The 22116-nt window shown below is 56.3% G+C and carries 16 protein-coding genes; 6 read left to right on the forward strand and 10 right to left on the reverse strand.

The window, feature by feature from the left end:
• Positions 1–408 precede the first annotated feature (408 nt).
• Genes gatB through gatC form a run of 3 tightly spaced genes read right to left on the reverse strand, consistent with a single transcriptional unit; the run spans position 409 to position 3734 of the window.
• Positions 409–1899, reverse strand: a complete 1491-nt coding sequence (gene gatB, locus HMPREF2854_RS06820) for an Asp-tRNA(Asn)/Glu-tRNA(Gln) amidotransferase subunit GatB (protein ID WP_070620859.1) — start codon at positions 1897–1899, stop codon at positions 409–411.
• A gap of 3 nt (positions 1900–1902) precedes the next feature.
• Positions 1903–3435, reverse strand: coding sequence for an Asp-tRNA(Asn)/Glu-tRNA(Gln) amidotransferase subunit GatA (gatA, locus tag HMPREF2854_RS06825; protein ID WP_070620861.1), 1533 nt, complete (start codon positions 3433–3435; stop codon positions 1903–1905).
• 2 nt (positions 3436–3437) lie between these two features.
• Positions 3438–3734, reverse strand: a complete 297-nt coding sequence (gatC, locus tag HMPREF2854_RS06830; protein WP_034509134.1) for an Asp-tRNA(Asn)/Glu-tRNA(Gln) amidotransferase subunit GatC — start codon at positions 3732–3734, stop codon at positions 3438–3440.
• Positions 3735–4198: 464 nt separating this feature from the next.
• On the opposite strand from gatC, the gene HMPREF2854_RS06835 reads away from it, so the two are divergent.
• Positions 4199–5464 carry a phospholipase D-like domain-containing protein gene (locus tag HMPREF2854_RS06835; RefSeq protein ID WP_070620862.1) on the forward strand — a complete coding sequence of 422 codons (1266 nt, stop codon included), beginning with the start codon at positions 4199–4201 and terminating at the stop codon, positions 5462–5464.
• Between the two features lie 112 nt (positions 5465–5576).
• On the opposite strand, the gene HMPREF2854_RS06840 is transcribed toward HMPREF2854_RS06835, so the two are convergent.
• Both HMPREF2854_RS06840 and HMPREF2854_RS06845 read right to left on the reverse strand, forming a co-directional pair.
• Positions 5577–5825 (reverse strand): WhiB family transcriptional regulator, encoded by a 249-nt coding sequence (locus tag HMPREF2854_RS06840; RefSeq protein WP_034509141.1) that lies wholly within the window; start codon positions 5823–5825, stop codon positions 5577–5579.
• Between the two features lie 145 nt (positions 5826–5970).
• On the reverse strand, positions 5971–8907 hold the full coding sequence (locus HMPREF2854_RS06845) for an FHA domain-containing protein (protein ID WP_070620864.1): 2937 nt from the start codon (positions 8905–8907) through the stop codon (positions 5971–5973).
• 92 nt (positions 8908–8999) lie between these two features.
• Here HMPREF2854_RS06845 and ligA point away from each other — a divergent pair, with 92 nt between their 5' ends.
• Positions 9000–11432 carry an NAD-dependent DNA ligase LigA gene (gene ligA / locus HMPREF2854_RS06850; RefSeq protein ID WP_070620867.1) on the forward strand — a complete coding sequence of 811 codons (2433 nt, stop codon included), beginning with the start codon at positions 9000–9002 and terminating at the stop codon, positions 11430–11432.
• 114 nt (positions 11433–11546) lie between these two features.
• Here the strand turns inward: ligA and HMPREF2854_RS06855 are convergent, their stop codons facing one another.
• The 4 genes from HMPREF2854_RS06855 to HMPREF2854_RS06870 form a co-directional block, all read right to left on the reverse strand.
• Positions 11547–12422 (reverse strand): carbohydrate ABC transporter permease, encoded by an 876-nt coding sequence (locus tag HMPREF2854_RS06855; RefSeq protein ID WP_233187653.1) that lies wholly within the window; start codon positions 12420–12422, stop codon positions 11547–11549.
• A gap of 1 nt (position 12423) precedes the next feature.
• On the reverse strand, positions 12424–13347 hold the full coding sequence (locus tag HMPREF2854_RS06860; protein WP_070620869.1) for a carbohydrate ABC transporter permease: 924 nt from the start codon (positions 13345–13347) through the stop codon (positions 12424–12426).
• Between the two features lie 65 nt (positions 13348–13412).
• Positions 13413–14720 (reverse strand): ABC transporter substrate-binding protein, encoded by a 1308-nt coding sequence (locus HMPREF2854_RS06865; RefSeq protein WP_070620871.1) that lies wholly within the window; start codon positions 14718–14720, stop codon positions 13413–13415.
• Between the two features lie 154 nt (positions 14721–14874).
• Positions 14875–16335 (reverse strand): sensor histidine kinase, encoded by a 1461-nt coding sequence (locus tag HMPREF2854_RS06870; RefSeq protein ID WP_070621066.1) that lies wholly within the window; start codon positions 16333–16335, stop codon positions 14875–14877.
• 131 nt (positions 16336–16466) lie between these two features.
• Here HMPREF2854_RS06870 and HMPREF2854_RS06875 point away from each other — a divergent pair, with 131 nt between their 5' ends.
• The 4 genes from HMPREF2854_RS06875 to HMPREF2854_RS06890 all read left to right on the forward strand — a co-directional run bounded on the left by HMPREF2854_RS06875 (position 16467) and on the right by HMPREF2854_RS06890 (position 19276).
• Positions 16467–16952 carry a DUF2505 domain-containing protein gene (locus HMPREF2854_RS06875; protein WP_070620873.1) on the forward strand — a complete coding sequence of 162 codons (486 nt, stop codon included), beginning with the start codon at positions 16467–16469 and terminating at the stop codon, positions 16950–16952.
• Positions 16953–17060: 108 nt separating this feature from the next.
• Positions 17061–17483, forward strand: coding sequence for an OsmC family protein (locus tag HMPREF2854_RS06880; RefSeq protein WP_070621067.1), 423 nt, complete (start codon positions 17061–17063; stop codon positions 17481–17483).
• 40 nt (positions 17484–17523) lie between these two features.
• Positions 17524–18306 (forward strand): hypothetical protein, encoded by a 783-nt coding sequence (locus HMPREF2854_RS06885; RefSeq protein ID WP_070620875.1) that lies wholly within the window; start codon positions 17524–17526, stop codon positions 18304–18306.
• Between the two features lie 175 nt (positions 18307–18481).
• Complete coding sequence (locus HMPREF2854_RS06890) at positions 18482–19276, forward strand: thymidylate synthase (RefSeq protein WP_070620879.1); 795 nt, start codon at positions 18482–18484, stop codon at positions 19274–19276.
• Between the two features lie 30 nt (positions 19277–19306).
• Here HMPREF2854_RS06890 and HMPREF2854_RS06895 read toward each other — a convergent pair whose 3' ends face one another.
• Positions 19307–22084, reverse strand: coding sequence for a choice-of-anchor M domain-containing protein (locus HMPREF2854_RS06895; RefSeq protein WP_070620881.1), 2778 nt, complete (start codon positions 22082–22084; stop codon positions 19307–19309).
• Positions 22085–22116 lie beyond the last annotated feature (32 nt).

The following is a 22116-nucleotide window of genomic DNA, read 5'->3' on the forward strand; positions in this document are numbered from 1 at the left end:
ACACACTATCGAGTTCACAAACAACACCCACACAATCGCTTTTCTCACCATTTGGTCTCAGTCACGAGCCCAAACATTTCGTGAAAACCGCGAAAGGCGTTGAAAAAGGTTCCGTTTCAACTACTTGCTTCGTTGCGGAACCGAGAATCTACTCTAGTAGGTTTCGAACCCCTTGTCAACTGACTTTTTGTGATCCGCACTACCTCGTAGTTCATCCAATCGGATCGCTCCGATCAGGACCGAAACCAAATTAGTCACGTCACCTATCTAGAATCAAATTTCGAGCGCGTGACTTGGCGCACCTAGAACCATTTCGCCGGTACTCCGACAAATGGGGGGATTCCTTTTCAGGAATCCCCCCCCTACGGTCAGTCGCTAATGCAAAAGCTAGCGACGTCCTCGCAAATTTTAAATACGCTCCATGATTAGTTCACGAACACGCTTCGCATCGGCTTGGCCGCGCGTGGCCTTCATCACCGGGCCCATCAAAGCCCCGATAGCGGCCATCTTGCCGCCGCGGATCTTCTCCACGACATCCGGATTATCAGCCATCGCTGCCTCCACAGCCGCGATCAGAGGACCATCGTCGGAGACCACAGCCAAACCGCGGGCATCCACAACCTCAGTGGGATCTCCCTCGCCAGCCAGCACGCCCTCAAGCACCTGGCGGGCAAGCTTGTCATTGATCTTGCCGTCATCCACCAACGCCTGAAGCTCGGCCACCTGAGCCGGAGTCACCGCGAGCTCTTCGAGTTCAACCTCCGCCTCGCGCGCAACGCGGGACAGCTCTCCCATCCACCACTTACGAGCCGCAGCGGAGGAGGCGCCTGCCGACACCGTATCCTCAATCAAATCGATAGCGCCGGCGTTCACCACGTCGCGCATCTCCAGCTCAGAGAAGCCCCACTCGTCACGCAACCTGCGACGGCGCACTGCCGGGAGCTCCGGAAGCTCACCGCGCAAGCGCTCAACCCACTCCGGGCTAGCCACAATCGGACCCAAATCCGGATCCGGGAAGTAACGGTAATCCTCCGCATCCGACTTATCGCGGCCCGCCGACGTCGTGCCATCCTCCGCATGGAAGTGACGCGTCTGCTGTACTACCTCGCCGCCATCAGCGAGAACCTGCGCCTGGCGAGAGATCTCATAACGCACAGCCTTCTCAATACCGCGGAACGTGTTCACATTCTTCGTCTCAGTGCGCGTACCAAGCGGCGAGTCCGGGGTCTCGCGAAGCGATACGTTCACATCAGCACGCAAATTACCGCGCTCCATACGAGCCTCAGAAACTCCAAGCGCCCTCGCGATATCACGCAACGCCTGCACATACTTAGACGCGATCTCCGGAGCGCGAGCACCCGCCCCCTCGATCGGCTTCGTCACGATCTCAATCAGAGGCACCGACGAACGATTAAAGTCCACCAGCGAATACGCCGCACCCTGAATGCGCCCATCCTCTGAACCAATATGCGTGTTCTTACCAGCGTCCTCCTCTACGTGAGCACGCTCAATCTCAACTCGGAACGTATCGCCATCATCCAGCTCAACATCCACCCAGCCGTTATGCGCAATCGCAACCGCAGCCTGCGAAATCTGGTAAGCCTTCGCCAAATCCGGGTAGAAGTAATGCTTACGAGCGAACCGGCTAACCTCAGAAATCTCACAATTCAAAGCAAGACCCAGGCGGATAGCCCACTCAATCGCAGTCTTATTAATCGTCGGCAAAGCGCCCGGCAAACCAATCGAAGCCGGCGCAATATTCGTGTTCGGATCGCCACCAAACTCATTCGGCGACTGGTCAAACATCTTCGTCTTCGTACCCAGCTCGACGTGAACCTCAAGACCCAAAACCGGGTCAAACTTCTCCACAGCCTCGCTGTACTTCATCAACTTATCCATGACCTAACGATCCTCTCCCTCGCGCGCTGCGCCATCCACGCCCTCAATCATCGGGTTCTTATGTGCCACATCCTCCTGCGACTCAACCACAGCTGCCACGCGGTACATCACATCATCACCACGTACCGGGCCAGTCACCTGGAAACCAACCGGAAGGCCATGAGCAATACCAGACGGCACCGACATCGCCGGCATGCCGCCCAAGTTCGCAGGCGTAGTCGTAATATCACTCAAGTACATGAGCGTCGGGTCATCCATCTTCTCGCCAAGCTTAAATGCCGTGGTCGGCGAAGTTGGCGACACAATCACGTCAACAGACTCGAACGCCTCCACCAACTCCTCCTGCAGGAGCGTACGCACGCGCATCGCCTGCACAAAATACTTATCGAAGAAACCCTTCGACAGCATTCGCGTACCGAAAATAATGCGACGCTTCACCTCGGAGCCAAACCCTTCACCGCGGCTAGCCGCAATCAGGCGCTCCGATGTAACCGGAGGCTCCGGCTCGGCGCGCAAACCATAACGCACGCCATCAAACTTAGCGAGGTTCGACGACGCCTCCGCCGGCATAATCACGTAGTACGCATCTAAAGCAATGCCAAGGAGCGGAAGATCAAGCTCCACAACCTGCGCGCCCTTGCCCTTCAAGAACTCGAGCGTGGACTCAAAGCTTGCCACCACGTCGTCCTCATACGCATCACCAGACAGCTGCTTCACCACGCCAAGCTTCACGCCTTCCAACGGGCGATCCCCTGCCTTCGCAGGCGCCAGGGCGGCCTCTTCCATCGACGGCCATGCATAATCCAAGGACACCGCATCGCGATCATCAAAACCATCAATAACATCCTGCAACGCCGCGGCGTCCGCCACCGTGCGCGCCACCGGACCCGCCTGATCCAGCGAAGACCCGAGAGCAATAATGCCCTGACGCGACACCGCACCATACGTTGGCTTCACACCAACCGTTCCCGTCATCGCAGCAGGCTGGCGGATCGAACCACCCGTATCCGAACCAATCGCAAGCGGCACCATAAACGCCGCCACCGCAGCCGCCGAACCGCCACCGGAACCACCCGGAATGCGCTCCAAATCCCACGGATTATGAGTTGGCCCAAAAGCCGAATGCTCGGTTGAGCTACCCATCGCGAACTCATCCATATTCGTCTTACCCACGATAGGGAGCTTCGCGGCCTTAATCTTCTCGACAATCGTCGCATCATACGGAGGGACCCAGCCCTCGAGCATCCTCGACGCAGCCGTCGTCGGCACACCCCGAGTCACAACATTATCCTTCAGAGCAATCGGCACACCCGCCAGCGGATGCAACTGCTCACCAGCCGCGCGAGCCTCATCCACCTCACGCGCCGTCTTAAGCGCACCCTCCTCGTCAACAAACAGGAAAGCATTCACCACCGGATCAACCTCAGCAATACGATCCAGCATCGCGCGAGTCACCTCAACCGACGAAACCTCGCCCTCACGCAACATCTGTGCAAGCTCTAGCGCCGAGCGGAAAACCAAATCAGACTTCGCCATAATTACTCCTCACCCAAAATCTGCGGAACCTGGAACATGCCATCCTCAGCCGCAGGCGCCTGCGCCAAAACCTCTTCACGATCCAGCGTCTGACCAACCTCGTCATCACGCCACACGTTCACCAAAGGAATCGGATTAACCGTCTCCGCAACCCCCTGCGTCTCCCACGCTGCGAGGCGCTCCAAACGCTCCTCCAACGCGCCAAGATCTCGAGCAAACCCGGCGGTCTCCTCATCGGTCAGGACAATATGAGCCACTTTTGCAATGCGGGCGACTTCTTCCCTAGAAATATTCGACATGCACCCAGTATAAAACCCCCAAAAACACGGGCGCGAAACATGTCCAAAAAAAGCCCCAACCAGGGCAGAAATGGCGAGATTGCAGGGAAAACACGATTCAGACCCAAAGCGGCAGAACTAACCCCACTTTTTGCCAGTTCCCCTCACGGATGCGGCTAACCACGCCGCCTCACACAGTATTCAGACCCAACCGGCAAAACTAACCCCACTTTTTGCCAGTTTCCCTCACGGGCGCGGCTAACCACGCCGCCTCACACAGTATTCAGCCCCAAAGCGGCAGAACTAACCCCACTTTTTGCCAGTTCCCCTCACGGACGCGAATTGGGTAGCGGTTTGGGTAGCAGTTTGGGTCGGGCACGTGGCGGGAGCGCCACGGGTAGGGCAGCTTGGGTCGGGCACGTAGATAAGCAGTTACTTGATGTGGCTAGCCGCGCCAGTCTCAGCCCTGCATTAGAGTGAGGGGCATGAGGAAACGCGGGAAGAACCTATTCAATGCGAGCCAAGCACTACGAGTCGCCAAAATTGCCGGCATCACCACCGTAAGCGCTCAAATCGCGGCGGCCATCACGCTCACAGCCGTCGACGAAGTTCGCAAACGCCGTGCCCCCGGAGGCGGTGGATTCCCCGCCCTCCCCCCGCTAGACACAAACCTAGGCGACAACACCATCCGCACATACACGGAAGGCAGCTCCCTATACTCCGACATGCTCGAAGCGATCGAGAACGCCACTGACTACATCTACTTCGAAACCTTCATCTGGAAATCAGACAAAGTCGGCCAACGCTTCAAACAAGCACTCATCCGCGCCGCACACCGAGGCGTACAAGTCTTCTGCGCCTTCGACGGCTTCGGAAACCTCGTAGTCAACCCCGCCTTCAAGCGCTTCCCTAAACACCCCAACCTGCACGTCATCATCCTGCCCGCCATCCGCTCCGGCGTAATCACCCTCAACCCGCGAAAAACCGGACGCGACCACCGAAAGGTCCTCGTCACTGACGGCAAAATCGGCTTCGTCGGCGGCTACAACATAGGTACGCTCTACAAAACAGAATGGCGAGACACCCACGTGCGCATCCAAGGACCAGCCGTTTGGGAACTCGAAATGGCATTCGTGGACTACTGGAACGCGAAACGCTGGAACCACATGCCCAAACTCCCCGACCAAGGAGCGCGCGCGTGGGACTCCTCCATCTACGCGGCTCTCAATCAGCCGAACAAGATGCTCTTCCCTATCCGCGGCCTCTACATCGATGCCCTCGAACGCGCCAACGATCACGCATTCATCACATCCGCATATTTCATCCCCGACCGCGAAATCTTTGCCTCTCTAGTTGACGCAGCGAAACGTGGAGTAAAAGTCAAAGTACTCGTACCCCAACGCTCAAACCACGTGGTTGCAGACTGGATCTCGCGCGCATACTACGATGACCTCGTCAGTGCCGGAATTGAAATCTGGCAATACGAACACGCCATGATCCACGCCAAAACCGCAACCGTTGACGGACGCTGGTCAACGGTTGGCACCGCAAACATCGACCGACTCTCAATGTTTGGGAACTACGAAATCAACATCCAAACCTGGTCAGAAGAACACGCGGCGCAAATGGAAAAAATCTTCGAAAACGACCTCAGTACCTCATCTCAACTTCGCGAGGAAGAGTGGCGCGCCCGATCCATGCTCAAGCGGGGCGTTGAACAACTCCTCAAGCCGCTGGGCGTACTCATGTAAACCCTGTCTCAATCCGTCCGAATCTAGCTAGCTCAAGCCAGAGACGAGGAAGACCAAACAAAGACGAAGGGCCCAACCAACTGGTTGGACCCTTCCTCAAAAGCGGAAACTACTAGCTAGCGCGGCGCACACGAGCGCGGCGACGCTTCAACGTGCGGCGCTCATCCTCACTCATGCCACCCCAAACACCGGCATCCTGGTTATTCTCCAGCGCCCACTGCAAGCACACCTGCTGTACCTCGCAAGTAGCACAAACTTGCTTTGCCTCTGCCGCCTGCGCAATTGCGGGACCAGTGTTACCGATCGGGAAGAACAGTTCCGGGTCAACACTTAGACACGCCGCGCGACTACGCCAATCCATCAATACTCCTAAAGAGCGACAACGCAGGCAAAACCCGCGAACACAACAACATTCCAATGACGCTCTTTAGTCTCACCCACTGGGCAAAGTTACACAAGGGTTATGGAAACGTTTCACACTTTAGAACCGTGTGCAAATAGTCACGTTAACGCGCAGGCGCCCCGATTCTGTACCACACCTCACAGCATCCAGCCCAGTACGCAGCATCCTCCGACGCGCCGAGCTTCACGAACAGAGGTAGCGAAACGGTGCGTAGAACGTGCCGGGGAAGTTTGCCCACCACCGAAACCTCGCTCCTTTCCGGCTGGTATCCGCCAGCAAGCAAGACAGTCTCGGTCGCCTCCACTACCTCACGGCCATTTCTCGCCGCATCTACGAGAATCTGACTTTTCAAATCAGACGGAAACTCACCCACCAGCCATACACGCTCACTTGAGTTTCCCCCGCATGCCACGAGCGCCTCACTTCCAGTTGAGAGAACGCCGTCCTGCACTAGGGCCAATAGGCCTTCTGCCGGGTTGATTGGCCGCACTACCTCCACTAGGGCGGCGCCTTCAGAATCAACAATGCTAACCGTGGCGCCCTCAAACCTGCCCCATGGGTGAGCGATCAACCCCTTGGCTCCAGTCCGCACCAGCCCCATACCTCGAGCCTGCTGTGCAGTAACCTTTACGAGACTTCGCCGCCACGTCCTCACCAATGAATAATCGTCAGCGCTAACCCCCGCCACAACCCCTGCTGCACGCCCCATCCACTCACGCAACCACTCTTGACCTTGAGCAAAGCCCGAGCCGTCAATGGCGCGCAGCAACGCACCTAAATCCTCAACCACCACGGGAACTCGCTTCCGCGCGGCGAAATCCATCTGATGGAGCGCTTCAAACACCTGCCTCTGCTTGGCCGGAATATATAGAGCCCCGCACGCACTTGCTATCTTTTCTAACAGCTCCCCCTCGTCCGCAACGACCGCGACTTTCTCCTCCTCCAGCCGCAGCGGCCTATACGTCCTGCCCGCTACGTCATCCAGCCACCCAATAATCGGACCACCTTCATCACCGATACCTGGTGGATCGGCCTCGCGCGCCAAATCTGCACTAAAACCTGGTGAAACCAACTCGGGAAGCGGGGGCCGCCAAAGCGCTGGCACCTCGCCCTCGCTGACGGTTTCTTGAAGCGCCCCCAAGTTTGATTCCAGATGCGAGAAGTAAGCCCACTGCACCTCTTTCATGGAACCAGCGTCAACTACTGCACGGCCCGGCACTCGCGGCAGTTCGGAAGCCGCGCCGCTTGCCACCATCTCGAGGGAATCAGCCACGCTTGCCGTACGCAAACAGACGCGAAGAGTCAGATTTGCACGCATCGACGGAGTAACCACACCGCCCGGACTTTGCGTTGCCGCAATCAAATGCATGCCCAGAGACCGCCCTCGAGCCGCCAAATCAACCAGGCTCTCAAGCGTCTCCGGATGCGTCCTAATCATCGCGCGAAACTCATCAATAACGCACACAATACGCGCCGGACAATCATTCGGACTTCGTTGCTCCCACTGGTCAACACTTACGAAGTGTCGCGCCGCAAGAGCTTCCTCTCGCTCCCGAAGTTCCGCGCCTAACCCAGCTATTGCCCTCTCCGTGTCATCTGGAGCCAGGTCTGTGAGAAGCTGTTCAGCGTGAGGGAGTTGCGCTAGATCACGGAATGCCGCTCCTCCCTTGTAGTCGATCAATACAAGCCGTAACTTCGACGGATCCTTCTTCCGGCACATTTGCAATATCCACGTGCGAAGCGCCTCTGATTTTCCCGACCCTGTTGTTCCAGCTACGAGGGCGTGGGGACCATCTTTCACCAAGTCCAAGAACTCTGTTCCAGTCTCGCTGTTTCCAATCGGAACCGACAGATCTGGCCCAGCCATCGGCACTGGCAAATCTTCAACGAGCACGCGAGTTGGTATCTGCACCTCAGATACCCCCTCGCCAACTGGTAGCACCGGACGCAGCGGAACACCCGGTGGGCATTCGACGCGGTGGTCTGCCACGTGTTTTGAGGCGTTCAAAACCGTGAGCAGTGCCGCCCCTTCCTCGTCCCGCAACACGTTTGGGGATTGCCTAAGGACCCGGGCGTCAATGCCACTTTCACGCGCGTATACGAGTGCTTGAGACAGCACCCACGTAGCCCAACCTTTCACATCTGACAAAGCGAGCGACTCGCCTACACGAACCGAAACCACCGAGCCCGGCGAGAAGCGTACCCTTCCCAGCACGTACCCAGACCTTTTTGGCAAGGGAAAACTGCACCGCGTCCATGTTGGTGCTGCAGAAAGATCTATTTCCACCTCCTTCGAGTTACGCCAAGAAGGCGCCTTTTCTGAGGATGAAGTTGCCGCGCCGGCTTTCCCACGCGCAGGCATTGAAAGACCGTACAAAATACCCCAACGACACCCGGGTTTGCGCCGGCTTCGCAACGCCAGCACACCGTAGCTGATTGCGAGTGCCATCAAGAAAACAACAGTGACGGCTACCTGCCATCCCAACAGGCGACCTATCAGCCAGATCAACGACAGCATTGGTAGTAGCAGGAGCAACCCGCGTTTATTCATTGGCCGCGCTCCGCCCCATTCGAGCGCCTTCTGCAAGTTCATTGTCGAAGGGCGCGAGCGAACCTGCCACAGGTTTCCTCCCACGCAAAAAATCCGACCAGGGGCTACCTTTGCCGAAGCTTCATTAATCCTAGCTCTGCGAAGTGTCCTCGTCATTGAACGCAACAAGACCCACGACCGCGCAAACCCTGGCAAGATTGCGGCTTTTCTACCGACCGCAAAACCGTTCGCAGAACCCAGATCTCGCAACGCCACCTCAAACCCACCACGACTGTAAATGCCTTTCACCTGCAAGTGCCTGCGCGAAGTTAACGGGTCTTTCACCTGCACATCCCCATTTCTGCCCATAATCACCGGCTTGGAAGTCACGGGGAACCCTAAACCAGCGTCAGGACCGGCAATGCAAAGCACATGAAGCGGGGAAGAGAGCAGATCATTCACGCTTACACTCAAGCCTGCGCTAACGGCCAAGGCCAGAAGGTCTTTCACAGCTGGGGAAACTGCTTCACTTCATTCGCCTGTGAATAAGGGATGAGTGGTTACCGGTTTCTATGTCCGTGGTTTGAGGTAAGAATTAGGGCATGACTGAAAGCACGTTGGAACCACTGAGCGGCCGCGACGAATCCGGCGAGTTCTCACAGAAAACCCCAAAAACCACAAGTGAAGGCGGGACGCCCAGTGAGCGTGCCCGCGAGCGGTGGGGTGAGCTCGTAGAGATTATTGAGCAGGCGCGTGGATCGTACTATCAGGAAGACTCCCCCACGCTCGCCGACGCTGAATACGACGCGCTGTACCGCGAGCTGGAGGATCTTGAGCGGCAGTATCCATCTCTTCAAACTCAAGATTCTCCTACCCAATCGGTTGGCGGCTTTGCATCCGATGCTTTCAGCAAGGTCACTCACGAGATACCGATGCTCTCTTTGGATGACGTGTTCTCTGTAGAAGAAGCCCACGCGTGGATGGACCGTTGTATGAATGCACTGGGCGTGCAAACCATGCCAATGACCGCAGAGGTTAAAGTAGACGGCCTTGCCGTTTCAATCCTCTACGTGAATGGCAAGCTACAACGCGCGGCAACCCGTGGTAACGGAAGCGTTGGTGAGGATGTCACCGCGAACGTCCTCACCATTAAGAAAGTGCCAGCCCAGCTCAGTGGCGAAAACGTGCCCGAGCGGGTGGAGGTGCGCGGGGAAATTTTCTTCCCCACCAAGGACTTCGAGGAATACAACAGCGCGCGAGCCGAGGCCGGACTTAAACAGTTTGTTAATGCACGCAATGCCGCCGCCGGATCGCTTCGTCAAAAAGATGCTGCTGAAACCGCGAAGAGGCCTCTAGCCATGGTGTGTCACGGTATAGGCGTTTTTGAGGGCGCGCAACGCATCCCGCAGTCCCAGCACGAGTGGTATGAGCTCATCGCTGGCTGGGGACTGCCCACCTCCTCATATACACGGGTGGTGCGAAGCCACGACGAGGTCGATTCTTTCATTCGCGAATACGGGGAAAAACGTAGCAGCCTGGACTACGGCATAGATGGCGTTGTGCTCAAGGTGGATTCGAGGCAGAGCCAACAGGCGCTGGGCACAACATCACGTGCTCCCAGGTGGGCAACCGCCTACAAGTACCCACCCCAGGAGGTGCATACGCGCCTGCTTGATATCCGCACCCAAGTTGGTCGAACGGGGCGAGTCACCCCATTTGGAGTCATGGAAAAAGTTCTTGTAGACGGCTCTTACGTGTCTCGCGCTACATTGCACAACGCATCCGAAGTTAAACGCAAAGGCGTACTAATTGGTGATCTCATTGTGCTTCGCAAAGCAGGAGACATCATTCCCGAAATCGTTGCGCCCGTTGAGGATGCGCGAGATGGAACCGAACGCGAGTTCATCATGCCCTCCAACTGCCCATCATGCGGGGCCCGATTAGCTCCTGCGAAAGAAGGAGACATTGATCTGCGTTGCCTCAACTTCGAAAAATGTCCGGCGCAGCTAACGGAACGGATAGCGTACATCGGCTCTCGCAAAGCCCTCGATATTGAGGGGCTCGGCGAAGAGGCCTCCCTTGCCCTCACTCAGCCCGAGTTGGACCGAGAAGAGGTGGCAGCAGCCCTTGTCTCTGGAGAGGCAGTATTACTTGCGGACGGAACCCTTCTCGAGCTTGATGCGGCCCAGGTTGAAACGCTGGGGCATGCGGACGAAATCACCGCCGCGGAAAGCCTTTTGCCAACACCCCAGAAACCGGCTCTTGGGACAGCGGCTGACCTCTTTGATCTCAACGCCGATAGCGTGCGAGATGTGTGCGTATGGAGAAGGCGCGCGTTCCCTACAAACATTGCGAAAGAAGTTGGCGTTAAAGAAGGCTGGCAACAGGTTCGCTACTTCTACACTGCGGGCGTTCGCGATACTGCTGGCGGCGGTTGGAGAACCCAGCCGCGCCCCACAAAAACCTTCGAGAAGATCATCAGTGAGCTCGAGCGCGCCAAAAACGAACCGCTTTGGAGGGTACTCGTTGCGTTCTCTATCAGACACGTTGGCCCTCAAGCTGCTCAAGCTCTTGCAAACCACTTCAGTTCGGTGGACGAAATCGCGAACACACCGGTTGAGGATCTCGCTCAAGTTGAAGGCATTGGGCCAGAGATTGCAGGAGCCGTATCCGACTGGTTTACGCTCGAAGCCCATCAAGACCTTGTTCAAAAGTGGGGTGCCGCGGGTGTGCGCATGGAGGCTGAGCAAACCGAAGAACTTGCGCAAACTCTAGCCGGGCTTACGATCGTCGTGTCTGGAACCGTTCCCAACTACGACCGCGAAAGCGCCAAAGCAGCGGTTACCGCGCGAGGCGCCAAAGCCACCTCCTCCGTATCCAAAAAAACTAGCCTCGTAGTTGCCGGGCCCGGCGCCGGATCCAAGGCAACCAAAGCCGAAGAACTGGGGATTCCAGTTATCGATTCCAACCTCTTCGACGCGCTTCTTGCAGGCGGTCTCCAAGCCCTCGACCTTCAAGATGACGCTGGCAAATAGGCGATAGAAGCCTAGACACCAACGGAATATGAACCAGCGGCGGCTTTCTGCTATATAGGAGAAAGCCGCCGCTACTGATGCCAGTCGCCATATGCGTTTGAAAAACTAGGCCAACTAGCCCTTAACCGAACCGGACATCAAACCACCGACAAAATACTTGCCGAGCAGAATATAAACAATCAACGTGGGAGCCGAGGCGATCAGCGCACCCGCCATGGAAGCACCGTAGTCCGCCATGATCGAACCATGAGCCAAGTTATTCAGGGAAAGCGTGACCGGGCCCGTGTCCGTGTTCGTCAAGAACAACGCAAATAGGAAGTCATTCCACGCGGATGTGAACTGCCAGATCAACACGACCACAAAGCTGGGAATCGAAATCGGAAGCACCACAGCGAAATACGTGCGCAACATTCCCGCACCGTCCACTCGCGACGCTTCGATCAGTTCCGCCGGCACAGACTCGTAATAGTTCCTGAAGATAAGAGTCGTGATTGGAATTCCATAAACCACGTGTGCCAAAATCAGCGTTGGGATGCCGTTAGGCAGACCGATGGTCAGGACCATTTTCATTAGAGGGATCATCACCGCCTGGTACGGGATGAACATGCCAAACAGGAGGAACGTGAAGACCACGTTCGCACCTGGGAAACGCCAGCGTGAAAGCACGAAACCGTTCATTGATCCCAAAATCGCAGATATAATCGACGAAGGGATCACGAGCAGGAACGTGCGGCCAAGAGGAGCTGCCAATGCGTCCCACGCGCGTTGCCAGTTCTGAACGTCCCACTCCTGAGGCAGATACCAAGTGCGCGAAGGATCTGCCTCCGCTGCCCCCTTAAACGAGGTGACAAAGAGGACGTACACCGGGATCAGGACCATCGCAAGGAAGAGAATCAACAGCGCGTAGCGAATCGCGGTAGTTCCCGGACTTCCTTTCTTCACCACGTGCGGGTTCGCGGTAGGCAAAGCATTCTTTACTTGAGTGCTCATGTCACTTCCTCTTCTTCGCGTCGTGGATCAGGTACGGCACGACCAAGATCGCCACAATCACCAGCAGAATCGTTCCAACCGCTGCAGCATTTGAGTAATCACCTGAAGTCATGTAGTTATACATGTCGATTGCAGGAACCTTAGTGGAGTATGTGAGCTGATCCGTAACAGCCATGATCAGGTCGAATGACTTCAACGCCATGTGACCAATGATGATAACTGCTGACAAGGCTACGGCAGACAGCTGCGGGAAGATGATGTTTTTGTACAGTTGCCACTCGCTAGCACCATCCACGCGGGCCGCTTCGCGCAGGTCATCACTAATCCCCCTGAAGCCAGCCAAGAAAAGAGCCATAACGTAACCTGACAGTTGCCAAATAGCCGGAAGCGCAACCGCCAACACACCAAACGTGATGTTAGAGGTCCATGAGTTCTCGAGGAAGCCCAGTCCGAGCATCTGGAACAGGCGATTCAACCCCTTCGCTTGATCCCCCACGCCCGGGTTCAAAAGCCACTTCCACACGACACCCGAGGCGATAAACGAAACAGCCATCGGGAACAGGAAGATAGAGCGGAAAATTCCCTCACCTTTGATGGGGCGCTCAAGTAACCATGCCCAGAGGAATCCCAGAATGAGGGTACCGAGTAGAAATGCTGCCGTGAAAAGCAGGAGATTAATCAAGGAGTGTTGAAAATCTGGATCACCAAACAGATAGGCATAGTTTTCAAAACCAACAAAGCTGGTTTCTCTAGCACCGTTATATTGCGCGACAGTGTGTGCGTCGCGCATCGACGTGACAGTATTCGCAGCAATCAAACCGTATACAAAAATTCCAACCAGGATGATCGACGGCGAAATCAAGAGTAGCGGCGGACCATACTTACGCCACCACGATTTTGCACTGCGTTTGTTCTTAAAGGCCATGCTTTCCTCCGATGAGCGGGTGACGGACAGGCCGCCACCCGCTCTACGCAACTGCGTTAATTGGACTATTTAGACAGCGACGTTGCTGCTTTGACAAGCTCAGCCTGCAGACCCGCAACATCGGATGCGCCCTGCGCGAACTTGGCACAAGCAGCATTCATATCGTTCGATACTGCTACCGGAACCGCAGCACCGTGTGCGATAGAGGAAACAATCGTGTCTTCAGCGAAGGACTTCATCGCATCCTGCTGGTACTGGCCGAACTGCTTGATCTCATCATCGGTCAGATCTGAACGAGCAGGGATGGAGCCCTTAATCGTGTTGAAAGCAATCTGACCAGGCTTGCCGGAAATGGTCTGTAGCCAAGCCTTAGCGCCGTCAACGTTCTTCGCACCTACCGGCATCGTGAATGAGTCTGCGAGAAAGTCAAAAATGCCATCAGAGCCCGGGACTGGGAATGCGACATAGTCCTCGTTGTACTTCTTACCAGCAGCCTCGAATGCGGCGATAGCCCAGTCACCCATCACGTTGTAAGCAGCCTCACCTGCGATAACCGGGTTCATCGCCGGCTCCCAGTCCTCATTCAAATAGGACTTGTCAGCCAAGTCGATAATCTTAGAGTAGTGCTCAAGGGACTTCGTAACCTCAGCAGAAGCCCAATCCGTAGAGCCGTCAAACAAACCGTTGTAGCCATCTGCTCCAAGATCAGCCATTAGAACAGACTCTAAAAGCTCAAGCTGGGTCCAAGCCATACCAACCGTAATTGGAATCTTGCCGGCAGCCTTCACTTTCTCCATGTCCGCAATCCATCCCTCAATGTCAGTTGCCGGCTTTGCCGGATCAAGACCAGCTTCTTCAAGCACTGCCTTGTTTGCCCACACAACATTGGCACGGTGGATATTTGACGGTACGGAGTAGATCTTGCCATCAACGGTTAGACGATCAATCAGCGTATCGGGGAAAGCATCTCGAAGCTTGAACTCGTCATACAGTGCTGAGACATCCTCGATCTGCATGGCATCAATGTAGTCGGTAAGCTCAGCGCCAGCGTGAGCCTGGAACGTGTCTGGCGGGTTCTGTGCCGCGAGGTCAGCCGCAAGCTTCTGTTTAGCCTGCGAGCCGCCACCACCTGCAACCGCAGCGTTCTTAAACATGAAATCAGGATGCTCTTCTTCGAACACCTTAACCAGTGCGTCACGACCGTCCTTCTCAGAACCGGCTTCCCACCAAGTAACTACAGAGACCTCGCCGCCTGCCGTAGCCTCACCCGAACCAGTGCTTTCAGTCCCAGAGCCTTGTTGTGCACCGCCACCACATGCGGCCAGCATCAAGCTAATGGCCGCAAATCCAGCAAATGCTGCAATCCGCTTCATAACTTCTCCTTTGAAGTACTGCGTATGAAAACATGCTCTCCATCAAAGAGCTGATGTCAGACTACAGCACTTACACGGGGAGCAAATGAGATTGAATCGACCGTTATATTACTGCAATACAGACCCCGACTTGCCTGTCATAACAGGGATGTGATCAGTTGTCCAAGTTTGCGTTAACTCGCACGATTGTGCCCGGTCCGTACTTGCGCCTATCCCAAGTGATAGTGCCCGCAAGCTCGCCGGCAACCACCGTTGACACAATCTGGGTTCCCAGACCCGACTTGGCCTTATCCGGCTCAATACCGAGCCCATCATCAGACACGGTCACCTCAAGTCGGCGCCCATTGCGCTCGGCCTCAATACTAACCAGGCCGCCATAGTCGCGATAGCCGTGCTCAACCGAGTTTGTCACCAGCTCCGTTAATACCGTTGCCAAGGCTTGTGCCGCATCCGCATTCACCTTGCCGAAGTGACCTCGCACATCAACACTCACCTGCTGGTTAGTCTTAGCCAGTACAACCGCCAGGTGCAGAACCTTCTTAGCAACCTCATCAAAATCAACGGTCTCGTCAACATTTTGCGAAAGCGCTGCGTGAACCGTAGCGATAGTGGTCACGCGCCGTTCCGCCTCTGAAAGAGCCGCGCGCACCTCCTCGCTATCAGAACGTCGTGCCTGCAATCTGATCAACGCAGAAACCGTCTGCAGATTGTTTTTCACGCGGTGATGAATCTCGCGAATCGTGGCATCTTTTGTCATCAGCTCAAGCTCTCGCCGCCTCATCTCCGACACGTCACGCGTTAACAAAACCGCGCCCACACGCTTATCGCCTTCCAGTAGCGGCAACGCGCGCATTGTGACCGTAGCGCGCGAAGACTCCACCTCTGCCCTCCACGCCGCTTTCCCCGTCACAACAACCGCAAGCGTCTCCTCAATAGTCTGATCCTGCTTCAACACGTCCGTCACATCTTCGATCAGCAAACGACCAACAGGGTTGTGCCGAATACCAAGCCTGCGCAAACAAGACACCGCGTTTGGCGTTACCTTTTGCACTACGCCCTCGGAGTCCAAAAGAAGCGCACCATCCATTACGCGCGGCTGGCCGTGAGTTACCGAAACTGGCGTGGCGTCATACGGATACTCGCCGCGCGTAATCATCTTGCACAAGATGTCTGCGGCGTGAGGCGTCCAGGTCTCCGCTCCTCCCAAAAAACCGGGCGAGGACAGGTTGGTTTCTCGCGTTATCACTGCAATCGCCTGCCCACTACGGACCACCGGGATCGCAACTTCACTCATCGAATATGTCCCCATCCAACGCGCACCAGGAGGCGATGCAATCTGGCGGGTCTCCATCGCTTCTTCCAGGAGCGTCTGCCTGGACGGCTGGATATACATGTCAACCACGTCATCCATGTGGATCGTTGAAGCTGTGGCCGGGCGCGCATGGGCAATCGCAAGGAAACGTCCATCGTGCGTGCGCACCCACATCACCAGATCTGCGCCAGCCAGGTCCGAAACCACCTGCCAATCAGCAAGAATAAGGTGAAGCCAATCCAAATCCTCATGGTGGAGATTAGAACGGGCAGCGGCCTGCGCAAGATCAGTCAACGTATGCATAGTCATACTTTAAAACAATGAGGTCCAATGCACCTTCACTCGGCCTCCCACTCATCCATCCCATGCGAAACGCAGCCACCCCCACGATAATGGATATAAATCGCGTTCGAATCTACCCTTGGAGGAACGCCATGGACTTTCATACATCCGTTTGTTACCCGGCCAACCTCGCCGCCGTGCAGCGACTTTTCCAAAGCGAGGAATTCTTCAAGGCCCGTGCCGCTGGCTCACCAGCCTCAGTGGAATCCGTGCACGTCGAGGCGCTTATCAGTGAAATCCGGGTCACCACCAAGGCCCGCATTGATGCGGCCGTCATCGACCTGCCGCCGGTTGCGCAACGATTCATCCCCTCCTCAGGGATTGAAATCACAATAACCGAAACTTGGAATACAACCGACAACACGGGCGTTATCCAAGTGCATGCCGACAGCCTGCCGGTTTCAATGTCCGCCACCTGTGCTTTCATTGAAGAAGACGAGGCCGTGAGGCGTGATGTCAACGGAAAACTGAAGGTTAACGTGCCGATCATCGGACGCAAGCTTGAGCAGAAGGCGGTTGCGGAGGTTTCTAAAATCGCCGAGCACGAGCAAGAGATTGCCAGCCAATACTTGGTGTGATCGGCATGCGCGCCGCACGCCTACCACTGTTGTTGTGAGTCCGGTAAGACCCGCGGCACCAACCAGTTACTGTAACCACACTTTTATTCATATGAGAAGAGGATGACCATGAGTGATCAAGAAAAATACCTCTGGCTAGAGCGGGTTGGGAAAGGCTCGTACCTGGGTAAGAACTCGCGCGGCCTCACCGTGCCAATCGGACATGGCGAGGACGAATTCACCCCTGGGGATTTGCTTCGCCTTGCCCTCGCTGGGTGTAATGCGACGAGTTCAGACTCTCGATTCGCCGCCGCCCTCGGCGACGACTACCAGGCCACCGTGGGGGTTGAGAGCGACTACGATGAGGAGGAGAACCGCTTCACTAAGCTCGTTGTAGAGATCGTGACCGACATGAGCGGACTTAGCGATGAGGAGCGCGAGCAGCTGGAAAGCCGCGTACACCGAGCCATTGAGAAGCGTTGCACCATCGGCAATACGCTACGGCACGGAGCGGAAAACAGCGCCGTAATCACCTGCGAGAGCGCCGAGTAACACCAACTACACGAGAGATGTTCTACCGAGGAGGAACGTCATGGGCATTGTCAAGAAAGCAAAGAACGGCACTCGAGCCGTGGCCGACGGGCTTGCAACCACGCGGCGATTTGTTAAAGACCTGCGGGGAGCCAATTCCATCCAGGATGTTATCGACGCAATGATCGACGTGCCCACCTCACGGATTGAGAACAAAGTCAATCAGCTCCGCGCCAAACATCCTGGAGCTACACCCGCAGAGATCCAGGAGATAGTTACCAAACAGTTCCGCAAACTCGCAGCCTCTACGTCCGGAGCTGCAGGCGCGGCTGCAGCTGTGCCAGGCCTTGGAACCGCAGCCGCGCTTGGCCTTTCTTCCGCACAACTAACCGGTTTCGTATCCGAAGCTGGTTACTACGTGCTCACCCTCGCTCACATTCACGGCATTCCCTTGGAAGACAAAGACAAACGCCGGCTCCTGGTCTTGACCGCACTGATGGGCGAACAAGGTGAACAAATCGCAACCTCGCAGTTTGGCTTCACCACGCTTACCGCGCTCAAGGGTTACGCGAGCGACGTGCAGCGCCAAACCATTAATCAAGTCAATCGAAAACTGGCGAAGATGGCCGCTAAACGAGCCGCACGCAAAGGTACGACCGCGATGCTAGGAAGGCTCATGCCATACGGGATAGGCGCGGGCCTCGGCTGGATGATTGGCCGATCCATGGCGGGCAACGTCATTGACGGGGCCATCAATGCGCTGGGTACTCCTCCCGCAACCTTCAGCTACCCCGTCACCATCGATGTCGAAGCGAACCCGCAAGAGATTCAAACGAAACAGTGAAAGCCTGCGGCCGCCCTGGGCACGTTGATATTTACCTCCGGGTGGCGAGAACCCGCCAAGCGCCCGCGTTCAGGCAGTGGACGAGCTAGCGATTTTTAGATCATCCCCGCAAATGTGGATAATCTGAGAAAGTGAGCCACCGCGACCGCCTCCAAAATCGAAATATTGAGGACCAATGAACACGCAGTATGAAGACCTACTCCGAGATGTCATGAGTAACGGCACGCCCAAAGGTGATCGGACCGGAACCGGCACAGTGTCGGTATTTGGCCGGCAACTGCGTTTCAATCTACAAGAGGGGTTCCCCCTAATCACCACCAAACGCGTGCACCTAAAATCGGTAGTTGGGGAACTGCTGTGGTTCTTACAGGGCGATTCGAACGTGCGCTGGCTACAAGAAAATGGAATCCGCATTTGGAATGAATGGGCGGACGAGGATGGCGAGCTTGGACCGGTATACGGCGTCCAATGGCGATCCTGGCCCACACCAAACGGAGAGCACATCGACCAGTTGGCTGGCGTGCTCGAAACGCTTAAGAATGACCCTGATTCGCGGCGTATGATCGTATCCGCGTGGAATGTGGCAGAACTGGACAAAATGGCGCTTGCACCATGCCACGCTTTCTTCCAGCTTTACGTGGCAGATGGCAAGCTGTCGCTCCAGATCTACCAGCGATCTGCCGACCTTTTCCTCGGTGTTCCCTTCAACATCGCCTCATACGCGCTCCTTGCGCACATGATCGCACAGCAGGCCGACCTGGAAGTTGGCGAGCTCATTTGGACGGGCGGCGACTGCCATATTTACACCAATCACTTTGAGCAAGTGCGCACCCAACTTGAGCGAGAAGCATATCCTTTCCCAACTCTCGTGCTACGCAAAGCCAAAGACCTCTTTAGCTACACCTTCGACGACATCACCGTGGAGAACTACCGGCACCACCCCACTATCAAAGCGCCTGTCGCCGTCTAGGCCGACGACAGGCACTTGATGGCCGCGGGGTTAGGCTTTTGCGAACTTCCTCCTCAGCAAAACGACAGCTGCAGCCAGCGCTACGATCGAGGAGGCCACAATGATGATCAGAGGAATACTGATCTGACTACCCTGGTCACCTGTAGAAATCGGCGACGCTCCGAACATGGGTTGTGCCAATCCGTCACTCGCATCAGAATCCAGCGGCGATGCTGAACCCGCAGTTTCAGCAGTTTCTGTCGTTTCAGCGTTAGAGGCGGCATCTGACTGGAGCCCCTCAGCCGCAGGCAAACTCGAAAGCGCCTGCAGGCCCGAGGAAGCTACGGCAGCTCCCCCACCTCGAGATACTGTCGCAGACGAATATGAGCCAGACCCAAAGCCGTTTGCACCGCCCTGCGCAGGATTGTGCGGAGGAAGCACACCGTTTGAGGCTGTTCCTTCACTGCCTGGGCGAGCCGGCTCGATGGCACCATGAGGCTTTGAGCTCCCTGGAGTTCCGCGCGGAGCCTCGCCCGCGCCACCCGGCTGGGTGCTACCCTCTCCCGCGCCGCTATCGCCAGGTACCGCAGGCGCATCGGGGTTTCCTTCGCTTCCTGGGGAACCCGCTTCGTCCTCGTCGCCTACTTTGAAGCGAATGTCAGCCGAAGAGCGGAATTCGTTGCCATCTGCGTCAGTCCCCGACACTGAAACAGTCAACACGTACATTCCTGGCTTGGTGAAGGCCCAGTAAACGTGCTTGTGAAGAGGTTCGGGCGCATCGATCTGGCCAGGCTTCTGCGTGGAAGCGATCAGGTCAAGGCCGTTGAAAGAGTCGTGCGTGAACAGCCACCACGAGCCACCAGCTGGTGCTGTTTTTTGAGCTATCTCGAACTTGACGCCGTTTGGAAATGACGCCCGGTCAATGTGTTCAGAAGAGAAGCCCGGCCACACAATCCCATTCTTTTGCTGCATCGGAGAAACAAAGAGCTCCGTTCCCTGCGGCCCCATGAAGTCAAACACCGGGTCGCTGAATGCCTTCGGTGAGCGCTTGACTTTTGAATTCTTCAAAAGCTGGAGCGTAACGGAGTCAGGGGTACGCGCGACCGAAGTTCTTGCGTGCTCGCGCGAATCATCGTTGACCACCACACTCACCTTGTCGTCAACAACTGCCGGGCCTATATCCACGTGACCGCGCGAAATAGTGACGGCATCATTTACGAGGCTGCCCGAGCTATTCTCTCCGGGGTTATCTGGATTCTCAACGGGAGGATTGGGATCCGTAGGTTCACTCGGATCAGGCTGATCGGAAGGCTTCGAAGGATCGGGAGTTTCTGTCGGATCTGAAGGTGGCGGTGCCGGCTGATCTGATTCCTGTGAATCTCCCGAGGTTTCCCCTAGTTTTATCGGCTTCGGTCGCGTCTCATTCAAGGGGAATACCGCCTTACCGCCCGAGAGGGAAACAGTTGTTGGAGTGATCAGATTAAGCCGCACCTCCATGTTGTCTCCAACGCAATCCCACCAGTCTCCGGAACTCCACTTTCGGTGCGTAGGCGTGGACACAAACTCAATGTCGCAAGTCGGGTAGGCGCTTCCCGGCTCGTAGGCGCCGCCTACAACTTTGAACCAGAGGTTCTTGTCTTCTGGAAGCACTGAAAGCTCAGCGCTATCCTCACTTGCGCTGAACTCAAAGTTCACCACGGGCGAGGACGGCACGTATTCGGCCGTTGAAAATGCGGGAGCGGGATCGCGCACGATCTGCTGCGGGAACTGGCCAAGTTCTGTGGTGGAACCGCTACGGATAGAGCGCGAAATCTCGACCGGCGCCGTAATCCAACGAGGCGAGGGTGCCCCCTTAGCCGGCACGAATACGGCCTGTAGCGAGAGGTCTTGCGAGCCGAGAAGCTCATTCCAACGGGCAACCCCGGCTTGGAGCGGCACCTCACCTAGGTAAAAACCGTCAGTGTAGAAAACAACTGTTCCGGTATCGGCCGCGTTGCCAGTGCTGAAGGTGAGCGATGTGAGGCGTTCGTCCCCGTCGGCTTTCACATCCTGGTTGGGCTCCACGGTGAACTTTGGGGCGAACTCGCCAGTGCCCGTTTCGGGCGAGGCGTTGTATGCGGCAACGACGTCAGTTAGGGTCTCGGACTCAGGATTGGGGCCACCAACCTGCCACACCAGCGTCTGCGGAGCCGAAGCAACCACGCGGTTTTGATGGTCGCGAGCTGTTGCCCGGAATACAACCTCGTAACGCCCCGGTTTGGTAAATAGAGTCTGATTGTGCGTGTGGTTTCCTGGATCTACCCACGTTTGACGCAGGTGCGGGTCATGGGAGGACAGGAAGCGGCGAATAGGATAGCCCTCGTAGTACGTCAGCATTTCCATCCGACCAGGCCCGTTAAAGCCCACAATTTCTAGGTCAAACTTGTTGTCACGAAACTTCTCGATCGGAATGTTCGTGTCCGCGCCGAACCCCGCCCAGATCGGCCCGTTGTTACGACCATTCACCGCTGGGGCCGCATAGAGCATGTCGCCTGGCTCGGCCCCGATAAAAGACAGGTCGCCGTTTTCAGGAGCGTCCATCGAGTAGAGCTGTGAACCGGTAATCGAGTAGCCTCGACCAAGCCAATTGACCGTATTCTCTATCGGGGTGGACTGGCCTCCCGCATCCGAATTCAGGGTGAAGTTGTTGCCCTGCCAGTAGACCTTAGGCGAATCGACGTGCGCGTTGTACATGATCGTCTTGCCCGTATCGGGCCCGGCCATTGCAGGTTGAGTTATTCCAGCCGCGAGGACGAGGCCGGCAATCGCGGCGCTAACGAGTCGTCGCATATTCGGTTTCCTTTCTAAACCTCGGCGGGTTG

The organism is Actinomyces sp. HMSC075B09 (assembly GCF_001812395.1).
Taxonomy (GTDB): domain Bacteria; phylum Actinomycetota; class Actinomycetes; order Actinomycetales; family Actinomycetaceae; genus Gleimia; species Gleimia europaea.